The sequence below is a fragment of the Streptococcus oralis subsp. dentisani genome (assembly GCF_002860905.1).
GTDB classification, from domain to species: Bacteria; Bacillota; Bacilli; order Lactobacillales; family Streptococcaceae; genus Streptococcus; species Streptococcus oralis_BA.
In genome coordinates, this window is the sequence record NZ_PKIG01000003.1 from 68391 (window position 1) to 86068 (window position 17678).

The window sequence follows — 17678 nt, forward strand, 5'->3', positions numbered from 1 at the left end:
ACCAGGTATCAAGATATCGTTCGGAAATTATAGTGTTTAGGGGTTGAAAATGGTTCAAGTAAATTTATTGAAAATGTGGCAAGATAGAAAGTGGAAGAATATATGATTAACAAAATTTTAATTAAAATAGATAATTTAGAAGTACAACTTCCAGAAACTCATATAATAGTTGAAAAAGATGAATATCTTAACTTAAAGAAGAAAGCTTCAGAAGGGCAATATATGAGCTTATCAGAGGTTTTAGAGATGGTTTCAGTCTCTAGACCTTGGCTGTTAGAAAATGTTCTCTACAAGTCGGATATTCGCTCAAAAATTGATGTTGAGAAAAATAAAGAAGGATTTGTGAAATATCCAGAAAGTCAGGGTGGACGGTACTACTTTTTAGCTAGCAAAACGAAACGATTTTTTGAAGAAAATTTTGCAGAAATCTTCAGTTTATGATACGATAATCAAGATAATATCTTGGTTATCGTCTTTAGAAAAGAGGTAATCATGGCAGTTTCATTTAGAAAACGTGGAAAAAAGAATTTATGGGATTATAGAATATTTGATAAAAATAAAAAGGTGGTTGCTTCAAATTCAGGATTTAAGACAAAAAGAGAAGCAGAAATTGAAGCACTCCCTCTTGAATTAAAATTGATTGATGGTGCAATAATTGATAAAAATATTACACTCTATGCACTTTGGGAGAAGTGGTTAGAATTAACAGTCAAACCTATTGGAAAAGCAGAGTCTACTTTAAACAAACATTTATTGCGTGGTAAATTCATTCAAGCATATTTTAATGATAAACCAGCAGTTAAAATAAAAGCAAGTGAATATCAAGCTTTTCTTAATAAGTATGCTGAAACCAATAGCAGAGACAATGTTAGAAGATTGAATTCGGAAATTAGAAATGTGATTGTGTTTGCTAAACGAGATAAGCTTAATATTGAAGATTTTACTGAGGGAGCTATTCTTTCAGGACGTCTCCCCAAAAAACGAAGAGATGAAAAATATATTCATAGTTTTGATGACTATCAAAAAATAGTGACATATTTAGAAAATAATCTTGATTTAACTATTTCAATTGTTCCGTATTTACTATTGATTCAACTAAAAACAGGGTTGCGTGCAGGAGAAGTTGCAGGACTTACATGGGATTGTGTGTTGTGGGAAAGTTCAGAAATCAAAACTTATAGGAGATATGATACTATAAAAAAACGTTGGACAAATCCTAAAACAGAAGATTCAGTTCGTACAGTTCCAATTGATGAAGATACATTAACAATTTTTAAAAAAATTAAAAAAGAACAATCTGTATTCATTGAAAATGGGATAATTACAAATAATGAAAATATGATTTTTATTGATTTGAATCATGATGTTGTAACAAATGCAGGAGTTAATAAGCATTTAAAACAAATTTTAAAAACCTTAAAAATTTATCCTGAAAACATGACAAGTACAGGTCTGAGACACACGTATTGTTCAACGATGTTAGCAATGGGTGTTGATATTTGGGCTGTTTCAAAGTTAATGGGTCATCGAGATATTAAACAGATAACTGAAACTTATGGACATCTTATAAAGGAAAAGGCTGATATTGAAAATAATAAAGTTCGTGCAGTTTTAATGAGTTTAGTTAAAAAATAGAATTATTGACCAAAAGTTGACCAAATCAAAAAAAAACCTTGAATTCAAGGCTTTTTCCTGTTGATTTAGATGCCCCCTACAGGGATCGAACCTGTGACCCACGGATTAAGAGTCCGCTGCTCTGCCAGCTGAGCTAAGGAGGCAAAGAAAAAAGCTGTATTGGTGCCGAAACTTCACGGTTTGTATTGAACCCGCGCAATTAAGCAGGTGGGCAACTCGCTCTAACTGAAGCTGTTTCCGTGTGAGACGGCCTACATGCTGTTAGAAGACTTTTGTTTCCCTAATAATACAAAAAATAGTCGGTCAACACTTAAGTGTGAAGTCGTACACCACAGCGTTTCTATGTTTATATAATACCACTTTTTCAAAAAAAATCAAGAGGAAAGTGCAATTTTTTGAAAAGGATTTCAGATTTTTCGCAAACGGTCGATAGCTTCCTTTCTTTGAGCCAAAGCCCGTTCATATTTACCAGTATCTTCTGCTTGGAAATAGTGATGATTACGAATTTTTTCTGGTAGATAGTCTTGCTTGACCCAATTTCCAGGGTAGTTGTGTGGATAGAGATAGTCTTGGGCATTCCCCAGTTCCTTGCTTCCACTGTAGTGCCCATCACGCAGGTGTCGCGGAATAGGCAAGTGCCCTGATGTTTTGAGGTCAGCAAGTGCCTTATCCATAGCCACATAAGCTGAGTTGGATTTCGGAGAAAGGGCCAAATCAATCACGACATTGGCAATGAGAATACGGGCTTCTGGGAAACCAATCTTCTGGGCAGCATCCAGAGCAGTCACGGTGTGAATCTGGGCTTCAGGATTGGCCAAACCGATATCTTCATAAGCGATAACAGTCAAACGACGAGCGAGACTTGGCAAATCACCAGCCTCAATCAAGCGGGCAGCATAGTGAAGACTGGCATCAACATCTGAGCCACGGATAGACTTTTGCAGGGCTGAGAGGACATCGTAGTGGCCATCTCCATCCTTATCCATAGTGATGTAGCTTCGCTGCAGGCTATTTTCCATGATGTCTAGAGTGATATGGCGGATGCCCTTGTCATTTTCGGGAGTAGAAAGAACAGCCAAGTCAAGTGAGTTGAAGGCAGAGCGAAGGTCTCCGTTTGTAGAGGTAGCAATGAAATCCAGCGCATCCTCATCTAGTTCTACTGGAAAATCAAAACCACGCTCAGGGTTACTTAGAGCTATCTGCAGGGCCTCTTTGACGTCTTGGTTAGACAGAGGTTCCAACTCAAAAATTTGAACACGGCTACGAATGGCAGGAGTGACAGAGAAGAAAGGATTTTCAGTCGTAGCGCCAATCATGATGACCAGACCACTTTCCAAGAGAGGCAAGAGGAAGTCTTGCTTGGTCTTATCAAGCCGATGAATCTCGTCCAGTAACAGGACTAATCCTCCAGAGAATTTCGCCTCTTCCGCAATTTCTTGTAGCCGTTTTTTACTATCAACTGTCGCATTGAAAGTTCGAAAGGCATACTTTGTTGTTCCAGCGATGGCAGAGGCAATACTGGTCTTGCCGATTCCTGGAGGTCCATAGAGAATCATGGAGGAGAGGCGATTGGCTTCCACCATGCGGCGGATGATTTTTCCTTGTCCGACCAGATGTTCCTGACCAATGACCTGATCGATGGTTTTAGGGCGCATGCGAAGCGCGAGATTGTCTGGCATAGCAGTCCTTTCTAACGTGGATTTTCTGATGTATATGTGGTAAGATGGTAGTATCTATTTTAGCATATTTCCGAGCAATCGGGGCGATTTAAGAGTCGCATAGAAAGAGGTCAAAATGGCAACATATGGATTTTTAGATGTTTTAGAGGAAGAGTTGGAGAAGAATTTTCCCTTTGACTTTGAGATTAGTTGGGACAAGCGCAACCACGCGGTTGAAGTGAGTTTTTTGTTAGAAGCGCAAAATGCTGCAGGCGTGGAGATGGTGGATGAAGACGGAGAGGTTTCGTCAGATGACATTCTCTTTGAAGAAGCAGTGCTTTTTTACAATCCTGCTAAATCAACAGTCAATGAGGAAGACTATTTGACTGTCATTCCTTACTTGCCTAAAAAAGGATTTTCTCGCGAATTTTTAGCTTATTTTGCGCTATTCCTTAAAGATACTGCCGAGGTTGGACTAGATGCCCTCATGGACTTTTTGGAAGACCCAGAAGCAGAAGAATTCGTCATGGAATGGAACCAAGAAGTTTTTGAAGAAGAAAAAGTAGGCTTGGAAGAGGGAGAGTTTTATCCTTATCCGAGATACTAGGAGTTGGTTGGAGGTGTTATGAAGAAAATTGGGACTTATTTGGTTTATGTGCTAGCTGTTGTCTTTATTATGCTGGCTTGTGCTTGTGGAACAATCGCATTTGCAGAGTTGGGGTATTCCGCAGTTTTAGTCTTTACTTTTGGTTATGGCTTCGCTCTTCTAAGCATGTATTTAATCTTTATTCTTCATGAGCTGGGACATGCTTTTTGTGGCTACTTGACAGGCTATCAGCTGGTGGCTTGTGGATTAGGACATTTTATTTTGACCAAAAATTCAGGCAGGTTTCATCTTAGTAGAACAGCCATTCTGAAAAATGTTGGTGCTCAATACATTGGTTTAAAAGAGGATGAAAGCGATCAACGAATCATCTTGATGCTTTCAGGAGGATTGATAGTTCATCTCAGCTTGATATTATTGGCGATAGTGTTTGGATTTTTGACAAGAAGCTGGTATTTTGCAGGGACTTGGATTTTTCTTAATTTGTCTTTCTTCTTAAATAACATTTTGCCAGTCGGCATCACCGATGGCGCAAAAATTTGGGAATTGCTACAACACCCTGAAAATACGAAATACGCCTACTTGATGTTGAGGCATTCTGCCCAGACCTTGCTAGCTCCTCAAGAATATGATTTAAAAGACTTTATCATGCCTGTTGCTGAGGATGCGAAAGGGAGTTTTGCAGAAAGTGTTCAGACTCTTCAGGGGTTGGTATTCATATTGGATGATAATATAGAACTTGCAAAGCAACAGTTGCAGTCTGTGCTAGAGAAAACAGACAATCCGATGTCTCAAACTCTTTCCCAATTATACCTTCTTCAAATTGCCTTGCTGGAAGGAGATTATGAGAAAGCAGAGGAATATGCAAGCAATCGAGGGGTCAAATCCTTTTTATCTCTAAAAACAGCAGATATGCAGGTCATTCAAGCTTGGTATCAATTTAAGGTAAAGAAAGATGTAGTTCAAACTCACAAGGCTATGAAGATTGCTAGACAGAAAATGAATAGCAGCCGGATGTTACGGGATGAGAAAATCTATTACCAAAACTGGTTAGCCGAGCTGGAAAAGGAATTAACTGAAGGAGTCTAATATGGAAATAGAGATTTCTGATTTCACAGGCTGTAAGATTGCTTTGTTTTGTGGGGATAAGCTTCTGACTATCTTACGCGATGATAAGGCAAGCATTCCCTGGCCTAATATATGGGAACTACCCGGTGGTGGACGAGAGGGGGATGAAAGTCCTTTTGAGTGCGTGGCGCGTGAAGTTTATGAAGAACTGGGAATTCATCTGACTGAGGATTGTCTGCTTTGGAGTAAGGTTTACCCAAGTATGCTTTTTGCGGATAAGCAATCTGTTTTTCTAGTTGGGAAGTTGACACAGGATCAGTTCGACAGTATCGTATTTGGAGATGAAGGACAGGGTTATCAGCTCATGAATGTTGAGGAATTTCTTAGTTCCAGTCAAGTTGTACCTCAGTTGCAAGAAAGATTGAAAGATTATTTAAAAGTAAGTGATTAGAAAGGATGGTTCAGTTATATTTCTAAGCTGAACCCGCCCTAAACACTGTGCCAAAAAGATAAACTTCTCTTAGACACAAGCGTCTTCAGAGAATTCCTATTTTGGCTTTGTGTTTTACGGGCTTGGTATCTTAATGATGGAAACATGGCAAGAGTTAAAAGTAACTGTTAAGCGTGATGGGGAGGAATTGGTTTCCAATCTCTTGATTGAGTTAGGTGCCCAAGGTGTCGCGATTGAAGACAGCATGGACTATGTGGGAAATGTCGACCGCTTCGGCGAGATTTTCCCAGAGGTCGAGCAGCAAGAAGAAATCGTAGTGACAGCCTACTACCCTGAAACGGTGGATGTGGCAGTGGTTGAGGCAGATTTGCAGGCTCGTCTCGCGGAACTAACTGATTTTATGGACTTGGGGGAGGTAAAAATGGGTACGACTGCCTTGGCTGAGGAAGACTGGGCAGACAACTGGAAGAAATACTATGAACCTGCTCGTATCACTCATGATTTGACCATCGTGCCGTCTTGGACAGACTATGAGGCGACTGCTGGGGAAAAGATTATCAAGCTGGATCCTGGTATGGCCTTTGGAACAGGAACCCACCCAACTACCAAGATGAGCCTTTTTGCCTTGGAGCAGGTTCTTCGTGGTGGAGAAACGGTGCTAGATGTGGGTACTGGATCAGGTGTCCTTTCTATTGCCAGCTCGCTGCTTGGTGCTAAGGAAATTTTCGCCTACGACCTGGATGATGTGGCAGTTCGTGTGGCTCAGGAAAATATTGAGCTCAACCCTGGCATGGAAAATATCCATGTAGCTGCAGGTGATTTGCTTAAGGGTGTTGAGATTGAGGCAGATGTGATTGTAGCTAATATTTTAGCGGATATCCTCGTTCATCTGACAGACGATGCCTATCGTTTGGTTAAGGACGAAGGCTACCTTATCATGAGTGGGATTATCAAGGACAAGTGGGACATGGTGCGCCAATCGGCTGAGTCAGCTGGATTTTTCCTTGAAACCCACATGGTTCAAGGGGAATGGAATGCCTGCGTCTTTAAGAAAACCAAGGATATTTCCAGTGTGATTGGAGGCTAGCATGCAGCAGTATTTTGTCAAGGGCAGTGCTATCTCTCCTGTCACCATCGAGGGCAAGGAAACCAGCAAGCATATGTTTCAGGTTATGCGCTTGAAAGAAGATGATGAGGTTACTTTGGTCTTTGATGATGGCATCAAGCGCTTGGCGCGCGTGCTGGATGTGGAAGCCCGTCAGTTTGAATTGGTAGAAGAACTAGATGACAATGTGGAATTACCAATCCAAGTGACCATTGCATCTGGTTTTCCCAAGGGAGACAAGCTGGAGTTCATCACTCAAAAAGTAACAGAACTGGGTGCCAGCCAAATCTGGGCCTTCCCTGCCGATTGGTCCGTTGCTAAGTGGGATGGCAAGAAATTGGGTAAAAAGGTTGAAAAACTAGAAAAAATTGCCCTTGGAGCAGCAGAACAAAGCAAGCGTAATGTTGTTCCAAGTATTCAGCTTTTTGAGAAGAAAGCAGATTTTCTAGCCCAACTTGACCAGTTTGACCGCATCGTAGTGGCTTATGAAGAGTCGGCCAAAGAAGGTGAAGCCACTGCGCTTTTACAAGCAGTTACTGGACTCGAGAAGGGAGCTAAATTGCTCTTTATCTTTGGTCCAGAGGGCGGTCTCTCACCTGCAGAAATTGAGAGTTTCGAAGCTAAGGGATCAGTCTTAGCAGGACTTGGCCCTCGCATTTTGCGAGCAGAAACAGCACCACTTTACGCTTTATCAGCCCTTAGTGTTTTATTAGAATTAGAGAGATAAGAGGAAGAAAATGGAACAAAAACACCGTTCAGAATTTCCAGAGAAGGAACTTTGGGATTTAACAGCCCTATACCAAGACCGTGAGGATTTCTTACGTGCGATCGAGAAGGCTCGCGAAGACATCAACCAGTTTAGCCGTGATTACAAGGGCAATCTTCATACTTTTGAGGATTTTGAAAAGGCCTTTGCAGAATTGGAACAAATCTACATTCAGATGAGCCACATTGGTAATTATGGTTTTATGCCTCAGACGACAGATTATAGCAATGACGAATTTGCTAATATCGCCCAAGCTGGGATGAAATTTGAAACAGATGCCAGTGTAGCCTTGACCTTCTTTGACGATGCCTTGGTGGAAGCTGATGAGGAAGTCTTGGACTGTTTGGGTAAATTGCCACATTTAACAGCTACCATTCGTCAGGCCAAAATCAAAAAAGCCCACTATCTAGGAGCTGATGTGGAGAAGGCCTTGACCAATCTAGGTGAAGTTTTCTACAGTCCACAGGACATTTATACTAAGATGCGAGCTGGGGATTTTGAAATGGCTGACTTTGAAGCCCATGGCAAGACCTACAAAAACAGCTTTGTGACCTATGAGAATTTCTACCAAAACCATGAGGATGCTGAGGTTCGTGAGAAATCCTTCCGTTCCTTCTCAGAAGGACTTCGTAAGCACCAAAATACGGCAGCCGCAGCTTATTTAGCCCAAGTCAAGTCTGAAAAACTATTGGCAGATATGAAGGGCTACGAATCAGTTTTTGATTATCTTCTAGCTGAGCAGGAAGTGGATCGTGCCATGTTTGATCGCCAGATTGACCTCATCATGAAGGATTTTGCGCCCGTTGCTCAGAGATACCTCAAGCATGTTGCCAAGGTCAATGGTCTTAAAAAGATGACCTTTGCAGACTGGAAATTGGACTTGGATAGCGCCCAGAATCCTGAAGTGACTATTGACGACGCCTATGATTTGGTCATGAAGTCCGTAGAACCTTTGGGACAAGAATATTGTCAGGAAGTTGCTCGCTATCAAGAAGAGCGATGGGTGGACTTTGCTGCTAATAGTGGCAAGGATTCTGGTGGTTATGCGGCGGATCCATATCGTGTCCACCCTTATGTCCTCATGAGCTGGACAGGTCGTTTGAGCGACGTTTATACCTTGATTCATGAAATCGGGCATTCTGGTCAATTCATCTTTTCAGACAATCATCAGAGTTACTTCAATGCTCACATGTCGACCTACTATGTCGAAGCGCCGTCAACTTTCAATGAATTGCTTCTCAGTGATTACTTGGAGCACCAATCTGACGACCCTCGTCAAAAACGCTTCGCTCTTGCTCACCGCTTGACAGACACCTACTTCCATAACTTTATTACCCACCTCTTGGAAGCAGCCTTCCAGCGTAAGGTGTATACATTGATTGAAGAAGGGGAGACCTTTGGAGCAAGCAAGCTCAACAGCATTATGAGGGAAGTTTTGACGGATTTCTGGGGAGATGCCATTGAAATTGACGATGATGCAGCTTTGACTTGGATGCGCCAAGCTCACTACTATATGGGCTTGTATAGTTATACTTATTCAGCAGGACTAGTTATCTCAACAGCTGGTTACCTCCATCTTAAAAACTCTGAGAATGGAGCTGAAGACTGGCTCAATCTCCTTAAATCAGGTGGTAGCAGGACACCACTTGAGTCAGCTATGATTATCGGAGCAGATATTTCAACAGACAAACCACTCCGTGATACCATACAGTTCTTGTCTGACACAGTTGACCAGATTATCGCCTACAGTGCCCAGTTGGGAGAGTAAATTAAAAGAGTCTGGGACAAAAGTTTAACCTTAAATATAAAAAGCGAACAAAACGAGTTATCTGACACTCAGAATTCTGTCTTGTTCGTTTTTTTATCTAATCTATTGCTTTAAAAAATTTATAATAAAGAATTCCTAAAATCAAAATTTTTTGTCCTGGCCTCTTAAATTATCTCCAAAAGCTATCTTCTTCAGCTTGATCTGAAGAGAAGAGCCAAACTTCTTTGATTTTTCCGTCTTCAATGCGGAAGAGGTCAATCCCGTTCATATTGAGTTCAGTACCATCAGCCCGTGTTCCAAGAAAAGTAACATTGGCTGCGATTAAATCCTTATTGTCAGAAACCCAATTTGTTATTACCTTAAAGGTTCCATTAGTTTTCTCAGCAAATGTAGCTAGGTGAGTTCCTAGCTTGTCCTTACCAACAACTGTACCAGATATACTATGATTACCAGGTTGATGCCAGACAATATCGTCTGCCATCGTTTCAAAGACACCAGGAAAATCACCAGCAATTAAAGCTTGGTTATAAGCATTGAAAATTTCTAAGTTTGTTGACATATCTATTCTCCATTTCTTTTTTATGATATAATTGTAACAGTTACAAACAAAAAAACAAGTAGACACTTTTTTGATAGCTAGTATCAAAAGTAGTACTTTTATTGATACTAAAAGATAAATTTTTTAAAAAAAATAGAAAGAAGATATTTTATGACAAATAAAGTGAGTGAGTATGGTATTTGTCCATTTGCGACAACGCAGAGGGTTTTAACGGGGAAATGGGCACTGGTAATCATTTATCAGTTGAGTACGGGTACCAAACGATTTAAAGAATTGCAGAGATTATTGCCTGGGATTACTCAAACTATTTTGACCCGTCATCTCCGTCAATTAGAAAAGGATAAGATTGTTCAACGAAAGGTCTATGCCGAAGTTCCACCACGAGTTGAGTACAGCTTAACTGAAATGGGGCAGGAATTCAGAGTTGTTTTAGATGCTGTCGAGAAATGGGGTCTAGATTATATCAAGTTGCTAGAAATGTAGAGGTATTGACCATGTATCAAGAGTTACTAAGAAAAATAGCAGAAGAAAAACCAAGTTATCATCAGGAAGAAATCCAGTGGCTACTTGATCATTTGGGAGATCCTTCTCCAGAAATTCGTGATGACCTTGTTTTTACAAGCTTTGCTAGAGGGATTCAGGAAGAACTATTTACACAGGAACAATTTTATTTCATTGCTGAAGGAATTTCATCTGATGGAGGGTTAGATAAAGAGATTGATAAGGTAGGACTGTCAACCCTTGAACGTTCTTTTAGGGCGCTTATTTATGCAAATCTCTTGTCTGCGGATGCCAACCAGCAATCGATTTTTTATCAGGAATTAAATGCAGGAATTCGTAATGTCCTTTTAAATCAAGGTTTGTATTATCTTTCAAAAGAAAAGGATACAACAGGTTTTTCAAGTCAGTATGGTTGGGTTCACGCTTTTGCACACGGAGCCGATTTACTGACAGAGGTAGTTTGTCATCCAGGCTTTCCTAAAAATAGAGTTCATGAAGTCTTTGACATACTTGGCCCATTATTTAAAAGAATTACCATTCGGTTTACAGATGATGAAGATTGGCGTTTAGCCAGAGTACTTTATGAACCGATTTTACAAGGGAAGTTGGAGCAAGAGCAAGTGACTTCTTGGATAAAAACTGTTGACTTTCCGATAGAAGAAAGGGAAGATTTTTATAAATTTTCCAACTTCAGATCCTGTCTGTTGGAAGTCTATGTCCAACTTGACCAGAGAAATAGTTTACAAGATGACTTGAAAGACGCTATCCAGTCTTTTCAATATTAGGGATTAACTAGTATTACTTATTGATAGAGTTTCTATTGTATCCTCCTAACTAATAATGAAAACTAATAAAAGAGGTTGAATCATTTTCCAACCTCTTTTCCTGTATCTTAATGAAATTGCATACCACCATCAACGATAATGGTTTGTCCTGTAATGTAGTTTGAATCTGGTCCTGCGAGGAAGCTGACAGCAGCAGCCACATCTTCTGGTTCAGATAGGCGTTTTAGGGTAATGTCTTTTGCGAATGTCTGCATACCCCACTCGTCATCTTTTCCTGCATTTTTACCAACTTCATGAGCGATATCGTACATCATTGGTGTTTTCACAATACCTGGTGCGTAGGCGTTAACAGTGATGCCTGAGTCTGCTAAATCACGTGCTAATGTTTGCGTAATTCCACGAACAGCAAATTTGGTTCCACCGTAAACAGTTAGATTTGGGTTACCGACTACACCAGCTTGAGAGGTTGCGTTGATAATTTTACCTCCGTGGCCAAGTGCTTTAAATTGCGCTTGTGCAGCTTGTGAACCCCAAATGACACCACCAACGTTGATACCGAAAGTGCGTGTAAATTGTTCCTCAGTAATTGTATCAAGAGGAGTAGTTGGAGCAACACCAGCGTTATTTACGACAACATTTAAATCACCAAAATGGTCAACAACCTTTTGAAATGCTTGTGCAACTTCGACCTGTTTCGAAACATCAGCCACGACAGCAAAGGCATTTTCAGCTGATAATTCGGCAACAGCTTTTTCAGCTGTTTCGGGATTGTAGTCTAAGACTCCTACCTTAAAGCCATCTTGAACCAATCGTTTTGCGATTGCAAAACCGATTCCTTGACCTGCACCTGTGACAATAGCAACTTTAGACATATGATTCCTCCTTGGTATCCACGATACCATTCAAACGTTCATAAAAGAACAGCAAAGGTTTACAAATAAGCTTCGATAATGGGTTTTGTAAACCCTATCAAAACTACGCTATTAGTATACACCTTTGAAAAAAATGTTTCAAATAATCACTACCGTTTTTACAGAATTCTAACCTGAAATTTCCAATCAATTTTCTTGAAACCCTTTCCCTCTTTTGATAGACTAGTACCTAGTGTTTGAAAAAAGGAGAAAGAAAATGAAAAAATTTGTTGCTGAGTTAATCGGTACTTTCATGCTTGTGTTCGTCGGAACAGGAGCTGTTGTTTTTGGAAATGGTCTTGATGGCCTTGGTCACCTTGGAATTGCCTTTGCCTTTGGTCTGGCAATCGTAGTTGCAGCTTACTCAATCGGAACTATTTCAGGTGCTCACTTGAACCCAGCTGTTTCGATTGCTATGTTTGTAAACAAACGTTTGTCATCAAAAGAACTTGTCAACTACATCCTTGGGCAAGTAGTTGGAGCTTTCCTTGCGTCAGCTGCGGTATTCTTCCTCTTGTCTAACTCAGGCATGTCAACTGCTAGTCTTGGTGAAAATGCCTTGGCAAACGGTGTCACTGTCTTTGGTGGTTTCTTGTTTGAAGTCATCGCAACTTTCTTGTTTGTTTTGGTTATCATGACTGTGACTTCAGAAAGCAAGGGAAATGGCGCGATTGCTGGTTTGGTAATCGGTTTGTCCTTGATGGCTATGATTCTTGTTGGATTGAACATTACTGGACTTTCAGTAAACCCAGCTCGTAGCTTGGCACCAGCTGTTTTGGTAGGTGGCGCAGCCCTTCAACAAGTTTGGATTTTCATCCTTGCGCCAATCGTTGGTGGAGTTCTTGCAGCTCTTGTTGCGAAAAACTTCCTTGGAACAGAAGAATAATTGAAACTCAAAAAGCCTTGCTCCTCATCTCGAGGAACAGGGCTTTTTCGTATGAGTTTAGCGGTTGTCAATTTTCTCTGGATAAAGGTCGTGTTGGAATAGGCGTTGTTCTGCCAAGCCTTCATACTTAGTTCCTGGCTTACCGTAGTTGTAGTAGGGGTCGATTGAAATGCCACCGCGCGGAGTGAATTTTCCCCAAACCTCCAAATAGCGAGGGTCTAGCAAGTTGACCAAGTCTTTCCCGATGGTGTTGATACAGTTTTCGTGGAAATCTCCATGGTTTCGGTAGCTAAAGAGGTAGAGTTTGAGGGATTTTGACTCAACACAGAGCTTGTCAGGAATGTAGGAAATATAAATAGTCGCAAAGTCTGGCTGAGCAGTGATTGGGCAAAGTGAGGTAAATTCAGGACAGTTAAATTTGATGAAATAGTCATTTTCCACATGACGATTGTCAAAGGATTCCAGGACTTCTGGTTGATACTCGAAAATGTAGTTGGTTTCTTTGTTGCCTAGTAGGCTGAGGTTTTTCATTTCTTCTTGTTGTGACATGATTTTTTCTTTCTAATTTTAAACACCACGTTGGTTATCGTAGAGGAGGGTGTGCAGTTGAGGAAGGACGCGGACATTGCCCCAGCTATCGTCGGCAGCGATGCGTTCCCAGAGTTCTTTGAGACGGTCCAGTTGGTCTTGGACAATATTACCCGTAGCCTTGGGCTCAGGATTTCCAGCCGATAAGAAGAGGACATCTGGTTGGTAGCGTTCTTGTATTCCTTTAGCAAAGGCTAAATCTGCATCGTCAAAGACAGGGATTTTAAAGGTGACCTTATCTGGATCCAGTTGGGAAACGATAAAGTCCAGGGTCTCAAAGTTGACTTCCATCTTGGATGAAGGAGGTTTGGGACTCAGAGTGACCTGGTCGATGTCTTTTAACCAATTTTGCCAGCGGGAGCCTTGGGTCTCAACAGCCAGAGTGACACCACGTTCCTTGAGTTTAGTGACGAGTTCAGCCATGTTGGTTGCTAGGATAGCAGGATTTCCCCCAGATAGGGTTACATAGTCGTAGCTCCCCAATTTATCCAAGGCAGCAATGACCTCGTCAGCTGTCATGCGAGTTGGTTTTTCAGAGCCATCCCAAGTAAAGGCAGAATCGCACCAGTCGCAGTGGTAGTCGCAACCAGCAGTGCGGACAAACATGGTTTTCTGCCCGATAGCACGGCCTTCACCTTGAAAGGTTGGGCCAAAAATTTCTAGAACTGGTAGTTTGAGGACACGTTCCCTAGTCATCTAATCCACTCCCGTCTAAACTCCGCAAAGGCAGTCGGAGTCTCATAGAGGCGAACGTATTCTAAACGGATACCACGTTCGTCTGGCAATTCTTGGTTCATGGTTTGGAAAATCCAGTAAACCATATTTTCAGCAGTCGTGTTCATATAAGGCAGAGTCTCATTGAGATAGCGATGATCCAAATGGGGTTCTAAGTAGTTCTTGTAGATGGCTTTGATATCTCCGAAATCGTAGGTCATGCCACGTTCATCTAAAAATCCACTGACAGCAATCTGCAGATGATAGGTGTGGCCGTGCAGGGATTTGCATTTTCCCTCATAGTGAAAGAGGTGGTGGGCAGCATCAAAGGTAAATTCTTTTGATACCAAGGTTCTGTGAGGATTGTAGACAAGAGACTCCCCGGTTTCCTGTTTGATTTCTTTGGGTGCAAAAAACATTAGTCCTCTCCTTTCTGTGAGAGATAAACATCTAGACCATGTTGACGTAGGTGGCAGGCTGGGCAATCTCCACAGCCACTTCCAATAATCCCGTTGTAGCAGGTCAAGGTCTTTTCACGAACATAGTCAAAGGCACCGAGTTGGTCGGCTAATTCCCAAGTTTCAGCCTTGTCTAGCCACATGAGAGGTGTTTGGATAACGAAGTCGTAATCCATGGCAAGGTTGAGGGTAACATTAAGAGATTTGACAAAGGCATCCCGGCAGTCAGGGTAGCCTGAGAAGTCTGTCTCGCAGACACCTGTCACGATATCTTTAATGCCTCGTTGCTTAGCAAGAACTGCCGCAAAGGATAGAAAGAGGTGGTTGCGACCGTCAACAAAGGTATTAGGCACCTCTCCCTCTTTTTGCTCAATTTCCAGATCAGAGGTCAGGGCATTTTCAGTGATTTGCCCCAGCAGAGACATATCTAGGATATGATGACGAATCCCCTGTTCTTTAGCGATTTCTCTAGCGACTTGAATTTCGAGATGATGGCGTTGACCGTAGGCAAAGGTAACGGCTTCGACCGTTTCATAGTGTTCTTTAGCCCAAAAGAGGCAGGTTGTAGAATCTTGACCGCCACTAAAGACGACCAAGGCTGATTGACGTTTCATAGTACTCCTTCCAAAATGGGAAATGTTTAGAGCACGCAAAAAGCTCCCTTGAGGGAGCTAAAAAATACCAAGTCAAGGTTTTTTTTAGCGATGGCGTGTCCCAAACATCGTAATATTCTATCTACAGTCTAGCATATTTTTTGAAAAATGGCAAAGGGCAAGAAAAAAGAGACCAAAGAAAGTACTTGGTCTCTCGTGTGATTAGCTCAATTCAGCAACGATGGCCTTGATTTGTTCTGCTGTGTGAACACCAGCAACTTGTTTCACCACTTGGCCGTCTTTTTTGAAGAGAAGAGTTGGGATAGACATGATTCCAAAGGCACGAGCTGTGTTTGGATTTTCATCCACGTCCATTTTAACGATTTTCAAGACATCTTCTGAAAGTTCTTCAGACAATTTATCCAAGATTGGACCTTGCATACGACATGGACCACACCAAGTTGCCCAGAAGTCTACCAATACCAAACCGTCTTTTGTTTCTTGTTCGAATGTTGCATCTGTAATTGCTTTTGCCATTGTATTTCTCCTTTTTTAGTTATATTGGCTTAAATCTTGTTTCATGAGATAGAAGAAGACATCTCCATAAGTCCCATGGTAGTCCAAATCATGACCGTTGTAAGTTAATTTTTGGACAGGGTAGTAGTCTGCGACGCCGATAAGGCAAGCTTGTTGTGAACGATCAAAGTCTTCATAAGAATCGAAGGTTACAGTTCTTTCGTTCTTGCTGGCATCTAGATAGGTAATTTCAATCATGTTTAAAACTCCTTTGTTTAATGATGACTTTATTTTACTCCTTATAAAAAAGAATGTCAAGAAAAATGATTGCGCACGCAACTTTTTTTCTAAAGTCATCTTAAATCAAGAAATTCAAACCAGTTTCCAAGCTTGATTCGACAGCCCTTTGTAGAGTGGCCAGTGTCTTTTGCCCATCACCTGTCAGGCAGATAAAACTAGAGCGTCTATCTTGATCACAACACCTGCGACTAAGCAGACCGCAATTTTTGGCTTCCAAGCGAGCCACCATCCGAGAAACAGCGCTCGGGCTCAGATGAAGCTTATCTGGCAGGTCAATCTGGCGTAGAGATTTTTCTTGAGCCAAGTCCAGATAGTAGAGCAGGTAAAACTCTTTCAAGGTCAGACTTTGCTCGCTCTGCTGGGCAATAGTCTCTTCCAAGAGACTTTCAATTTCTTTCTGACGACGATTGAAGTCAAACCATTTTTCCAAATAGGTCATAGTATCTCCTTTCTTTTTAGAGTTATAGCATAGAAGAATGTCCATTCGCGGACAGTCTCTGTATCACAAGATGATTGCGCATGCAATAATTATACTACTTTTCAAAAGAGCTGGCAAGAAAGACGCAGGCATCCTTTATCCTAAATCATGCCTGTTTTCACAAGTCAAGAATTGTTTGTATCCCCTTTCCTCTCTAATTTTTAATGACTCTTGTGCATTTCCTTGAAATTTTCTGAAAAAAGAGTAAACTGGTAAGCAAGAAGTCTATTTCGTGGAGTTTAGGATGAAATTATATGTTCAATTAATGATTCTCTTTGTGATTTCTCTAATCGGAGAGGGGATCTCTAGTTTCTTTCATTTGCCCATACCCGGCAGTATTATCGGTTTGATTATTCTCTTTCTAGCCCTACAATTCAAGTGGCTGAGAACTAGGCATGTCAATATGGTGGGGAATTTCTTGCTGGCCAATATGACCATTCTCTTTTTGCCACCAGCAGTGGGAATCATGGAGAAGTTTGATGTGATTGCTCCTTATCTCTTGCCCATTGTTTTGATTGTCTTTTTTGCAGCTGTTATCAATATTATCATTATTGCCTTGGTAGTTCAGTTTATCAAGAGACGGTTTGAGGGAGATTATGAGAAAGGAGATGCCAAATGAGTGAATTTGTTTCCAATCCCCTGTTTGGGCTTGCCCTATCTATATTAGCCTATCTAGTAGGAATGCTGATTTACAGACGTTTTCCCCATCCATTGACAACGCCCTTGCTTTTGTCAGCTGTTTTCATTATCATTTTTCTAAAGCTGACGGGAATTTCTTACCAAGATTACTACCAAGGTGGGGTTTATCTGAACAACTTGATTGTTCCATCGACGGTGGCTCTAGGTATTCCGCTTTACAAGAGTTTTCATCTGATGAAGCACCATGCTCGGAGTATTCTCTTAGGTAGTCTGTTAGCAGTAGTTGTCAATACATCTTTCACGGCCCTTGTAGCCAAAATCTTTGGGATGGACTTTTTCCTAGCCATTTCTCTCTTTCCCAAGTCAGTAACAACTGCCATGGCAGTGGGAATCACAGAAAAATTGCAAGGTTTGACGACCGTGACCTTGGTGGTTGTAGTGGCAACTGGGATTTTAACCAGTGTCATCGGACCAACCCTTTTGAAATGGTTGAAAATTGACGACCCAGTAGCTGTTGGTCTTTCCCTTGGAGGAACAGGCCACGCAGTCGGAACAGGCACAGCCTTCCGATACGGCTCCGTAGCAGGAGCCATGGGTGGTTTGGCTATCGGTGTCACCGGTATTCTCTATGTCTTTGTCAGCCCTATCGTAGCCAGTTTGATATTGAGTTAAAAAGCAAGGAATTTTGGTTCCTT

General features: G+C 41.4%; 23 protein-coding genes and 1 tRNA gene. 13 read left to right on the forward strand and 11 right to left on the reverse strand.

Translation table 11 applies throughout. From position 1 onward, the window contains the following. The first annotated feature begins 102 nt into the window (after positions 1 to 102). Positions 103 to 441, forward strand: a complete 339-nt coding sequence (locus CYK16_RS05885) for a DUF771 domain-containing protein (RefSeq protein WP_060805764.1) — start codon at positions 103 to 105, stop codon at positions 439 to 441. 51 nt (positions 442 to 492) lie between these two features. Further along, the gene (locus CYK16_RS05890; protein WP_060805763.1) at positions 493 to 1635 is read left to right on the forward strand and encodes a tyrosine-type recombinase/integrase; all 1143 of its coding nucleotides are present in this window, start codon (positions 493 to 495) and stop codon (positions 1633 to 1635) included. A gap of 70 nt (positions 1636 to 1705) precedes the next feature. Here the strand turns inward: CYK16_RS05890 and CYK16_RS05895 are convergent. Together CYK16_RS05895 and CYK16_RS05900 are read right to left on the reverse strand one after the other, a co-directional pair. Next, positions 1706 to 1778: transfer RNA gene (locus CYK16_RS05895), tRNA-Lys, on the reverse strand. A gap of 264 nt (positions 1779 to 2042) precedes the next feature. After that, positions 2043 to 3314: a replication-associated recombination protein A gene (locus tag CYK16_RS05900; RefSeq protein ID WP_001113232.1), complete on the reverse strand. Its 1272-nt coding sequence runs from the start codon at positions 3312 to 3314 to the stop codon at positions 2043 to 2045. A 115-nt stretch (positions 3315 to 3429) separates the two neighbouring features. On the opposite strand from CYK16_RS05900, the gene CYK16_RS05905 reads away from it, so the two are divergent. From CYK16_RS05905 to pepF, 6 genes are all read left to right on the forward strand, one after another. Further along, the gene (locus CYK16_RS05905) at positions 3430 to 3900 is read left to right on the forward strand and encodes a DUF3013 family protein (RefSeq protein ID WP_060805762.1); all 471 of its coding nucleotides are present in this window, start codon (positions 3430 to 3432) and stop codon (positions 3898 to 3900) included. 18 nt (positions 3901 to 3918) lie between these two features. Continuing rightward, positions 3919 to 4986 carry a site-2 protease family protein gene (locus CYK16_RS05910; RefSeq protein WP_060805761.1) on the forward strand — a complete coding sequence of 356 codons (1068 nt, stop codon included), beginning with the start codon at positions 3919 to 3921 and terminating at the stop codon, positions 4984 to 4986. Between the two features lies 1 nt (position 4987). Then, positions 4988 to 5416 (forward strand): NUDIX hydrolase, encoded by a 429-nt coding sequence (locus CYK16_RS05915; protein ID WP_060805760.1) that lies wholly within the window; start codon positions 4988 to 4990, stop codon positions 5414 to 5416. 136 nt (positions 5417 to 5552) lie between these two features. Further along, a complete protein-coding gene (prmA, locus tag CYK16_RS05920; RefSeq protein ID WP_101776819.1) occupies positions 5553 to 6503 on the forward strand; it encodes a 50S ribosomal protein L11 methyltransferase in 951 nt (316 codons plus the stop codon). A 1-nt stretch (position 6504) separates the two neighbouring features. After that, positions 6505 to 7248, forward strand: coding sequence for a 16S rRNA (uracil(1498)-N(3))-methyltransferase (locus tag CYK16_RS05925; RefSeq protein WP_060805758.1), 744 nt, complete (start codon positions 6505 to 6507; stop codon positions 7246 to 7248). A 10-nt stretch (positions 7249 to 7258) separates the two neighbouring features. Beyond that, complete coding sequence (pepF, locus tag CYK16_RS05930) at positions 7259 to 9055, forward strand: oligoendopeptidase F (protein ID WP_060805757.1); 1797 nt, start codon at positions 7259 to 7261, stop codon at positions 9053 to 9055. Between the two features lie 169 nt (positions 9056 to 9224). Here pepF and CYK16_RS05935 read toward each other — a convergent pair whose 3' ends face one another. Beyond that, positions 9225 to 9614, reverse strand: a complete 390-nt coding sequence (locus CYK16_RS05935; RefSeq protein ID WP_060805756.1) for a nuclear transport factor 2 family protein — start codon at positions 9612 to 9614, stop codon at positions 9225 to 9227. A gap of 150 nt (positions 9615 to 9764) precedes the next feature. Here CYK16_RS05935 and CYK16_RS05940 point away from each other — a divergent pair, with 150 nt between their 5' ends. Together CYK16_RS05940 and CYK16_RS05945 are read left to right on the forward strand one after the other, a co-directional pair. Beyond that, positions 9765 to 10097: a winged helix-turn-helix transcriptional regulator gene (locus CYK16_RS05940; RefSeq protein ID WP_000182730.1), complete on the forward strand. Its 333-nt coding sequence runs from the start codon at positions 9765 to 9767 to the stop codon at positions 10095 to 10097. A gap of 11 nt (positions 10098 to 10108) precedes the next feature. Continuing rightward, entirely contained in the window at positions 10109 to 10900 is a 792-nt protein-coding gene (locus tag CYK16_RS05945; RefSeq protein ID WP_060805755.1) for a DUF2785 domain-containing protein, read from the forward strand. A gap of 107 nt (positions 10901 to 11007) precedes the next feature. On the opposite strand, the gene CYK16_RS05950 is transcribed toward CYK16_RS05945, so the two are convergent. Continuing rightward, complete coding sequence (locus CYK16_RS05950; protein WP_060805754.1) at positions 11008 to 11772, reverse strand: (S)-acetoin forming diacetyl reductase; 765 nt, start codon at positions 11770 to 11772, stop codon at positions 11008 to 11010. A gap of 256 nt (positions 11773 to 12028) precedes the next feature. On the opposite strand from CYK16_RS05950, the gene CYK16_RS05955 reads away from it, so the two are divergent. Next, on the forward strand, positions 12029 to 12697 hold the full coding sequence (locus tag CYK16_RS05955; protein WP_060805753.1) for an MIP/aquaporin family protein: 669 nt from the start codon (positions 12029 to 12031) through the stop codon (positions 12695 to 12697). 57 nt (positions 12698 to 12754) lie between these two features. On the opposite strand, the gene queF is transcribed toward CYK16_RS05955, so the two are convergent. The 7 genes from queF to CYK16_RS05985 form a co-directional block, all read right to left on the reverse strand. Next, positions 12755 to 13246, reverse strand: coding sequence for a preQ(1) synthase (gene queF, locus CYK16_RS10725; protein WP_000082587.1), 492 nt, complete (start codon positions 13244 to 13246; stop codon positions 12755 to 12757). An 18-nt stretch (positions 13247 to 13264) separates the two neighbouring features. Further along, positions 13265 to 13981, reverse strand: a complete 717-nt coding sequence (queE, locus tag CYK16_RS10730; protein WP_060805752.1) for a 7-carboxy-7-deazaguanine synthase QueE — start codon at positions 13979 to 13981, stop codon at positions 13265 to 13267. After that, positions 13978 to 14418, reverse strand: a complete 441-nt coding sequence (gene queD / locus CYK16_RS05965; protein ID WP_060805751.1) for a 6-carboxytetrahydropterin synthase QueD — start codon at positions 14416 to 14418, stop codon at positions 13978 to 13980. The genes queE and queD overlap by 4 nt, the downstream gene beginning before the upstream one ends. Continuing rightward, complete coding sequence (gene queC, locus CYK16_RS05970) at positions 14418 to 15071, reverse strand: 7-cyano-7-deazaguanine synthase QueC (RefSeq protein ID WP_060805750.1); 654 nt, start codon at positions 15069 to 15071, stop codon at positions 14418 to 14420. The genes queD and queC overlap by 1 nt, the downstream gene beginning before the upstream one ends. A 201-nt stretch (positions 15072 to 15272) precedes the next feature. Next, positions 15273 to 15587, reverse strand: a complete 315-nt coding sequence (gene trxA / locus CYK16_RS05975; RefSeq protein WP_001029581.1) for a thioredoxin — start codon at positions 15585 to 15587, stop codon at positions 15273 to 15275. A gap of 15 nt (positions 15588 to 15602) precedes the next feature. Continuing rightward, on the reverse strand, positions 15603 to 15824 hold the full coding sequence (locus tag CYK16_RS05980; RefSeq protein WP_033687231.1) for a DUF4649 family protein: 222 nt from the start codon (positions 15822 to 15824) through the stop codon (positions 15603 to 15605). A 100-nt stretch (positions 15825 to 15924) separates the two neighbouring features. After that, a complete protein-coding gene (locus tag CYK16_RS05985; RefSeq protein ID WP_060805749.1) occupies positions 15925 to 16305 on the reverse strand; it encodes a MarR family winged helix-turn-helix transcriptional regulator in 381 nt (126 codons plus the stop codon). Positions 16306 to 16588: 283 nt separating this feature from the next. Between CYK16_RS05985 and CYK16_RS05990 the strand changes: the two genes are divergently transcribed. After that, positions 16589 to 16963 carry a CidA/LrgA family protein gene (locus tag CYK16_RS05990; protein WP_060805748.1) on the forward strand — a complete coding sequence of 125 codons (375 nt, stop codon included), beginning with the start codon at positions 16589 to 16591 and terminating at the stop codon, positions 16961 to 16963. Further along, positions 16960 to 17655, forward strand: a complete 696-nt coding sequence (locus tag CYK16_RS05995; RefSeq protein WP_001288949.1) for an LrgB family protein — start codon at positions 16960 to 16962, stop codon at positions 17653 to 17655. Before CYK16_RS05990 ends, CYK16_RS05995 begins: the two co-directional genes overlap by 4 nt. Positions 17656 to 17678 lie beyond the last annotated feature (23 nt).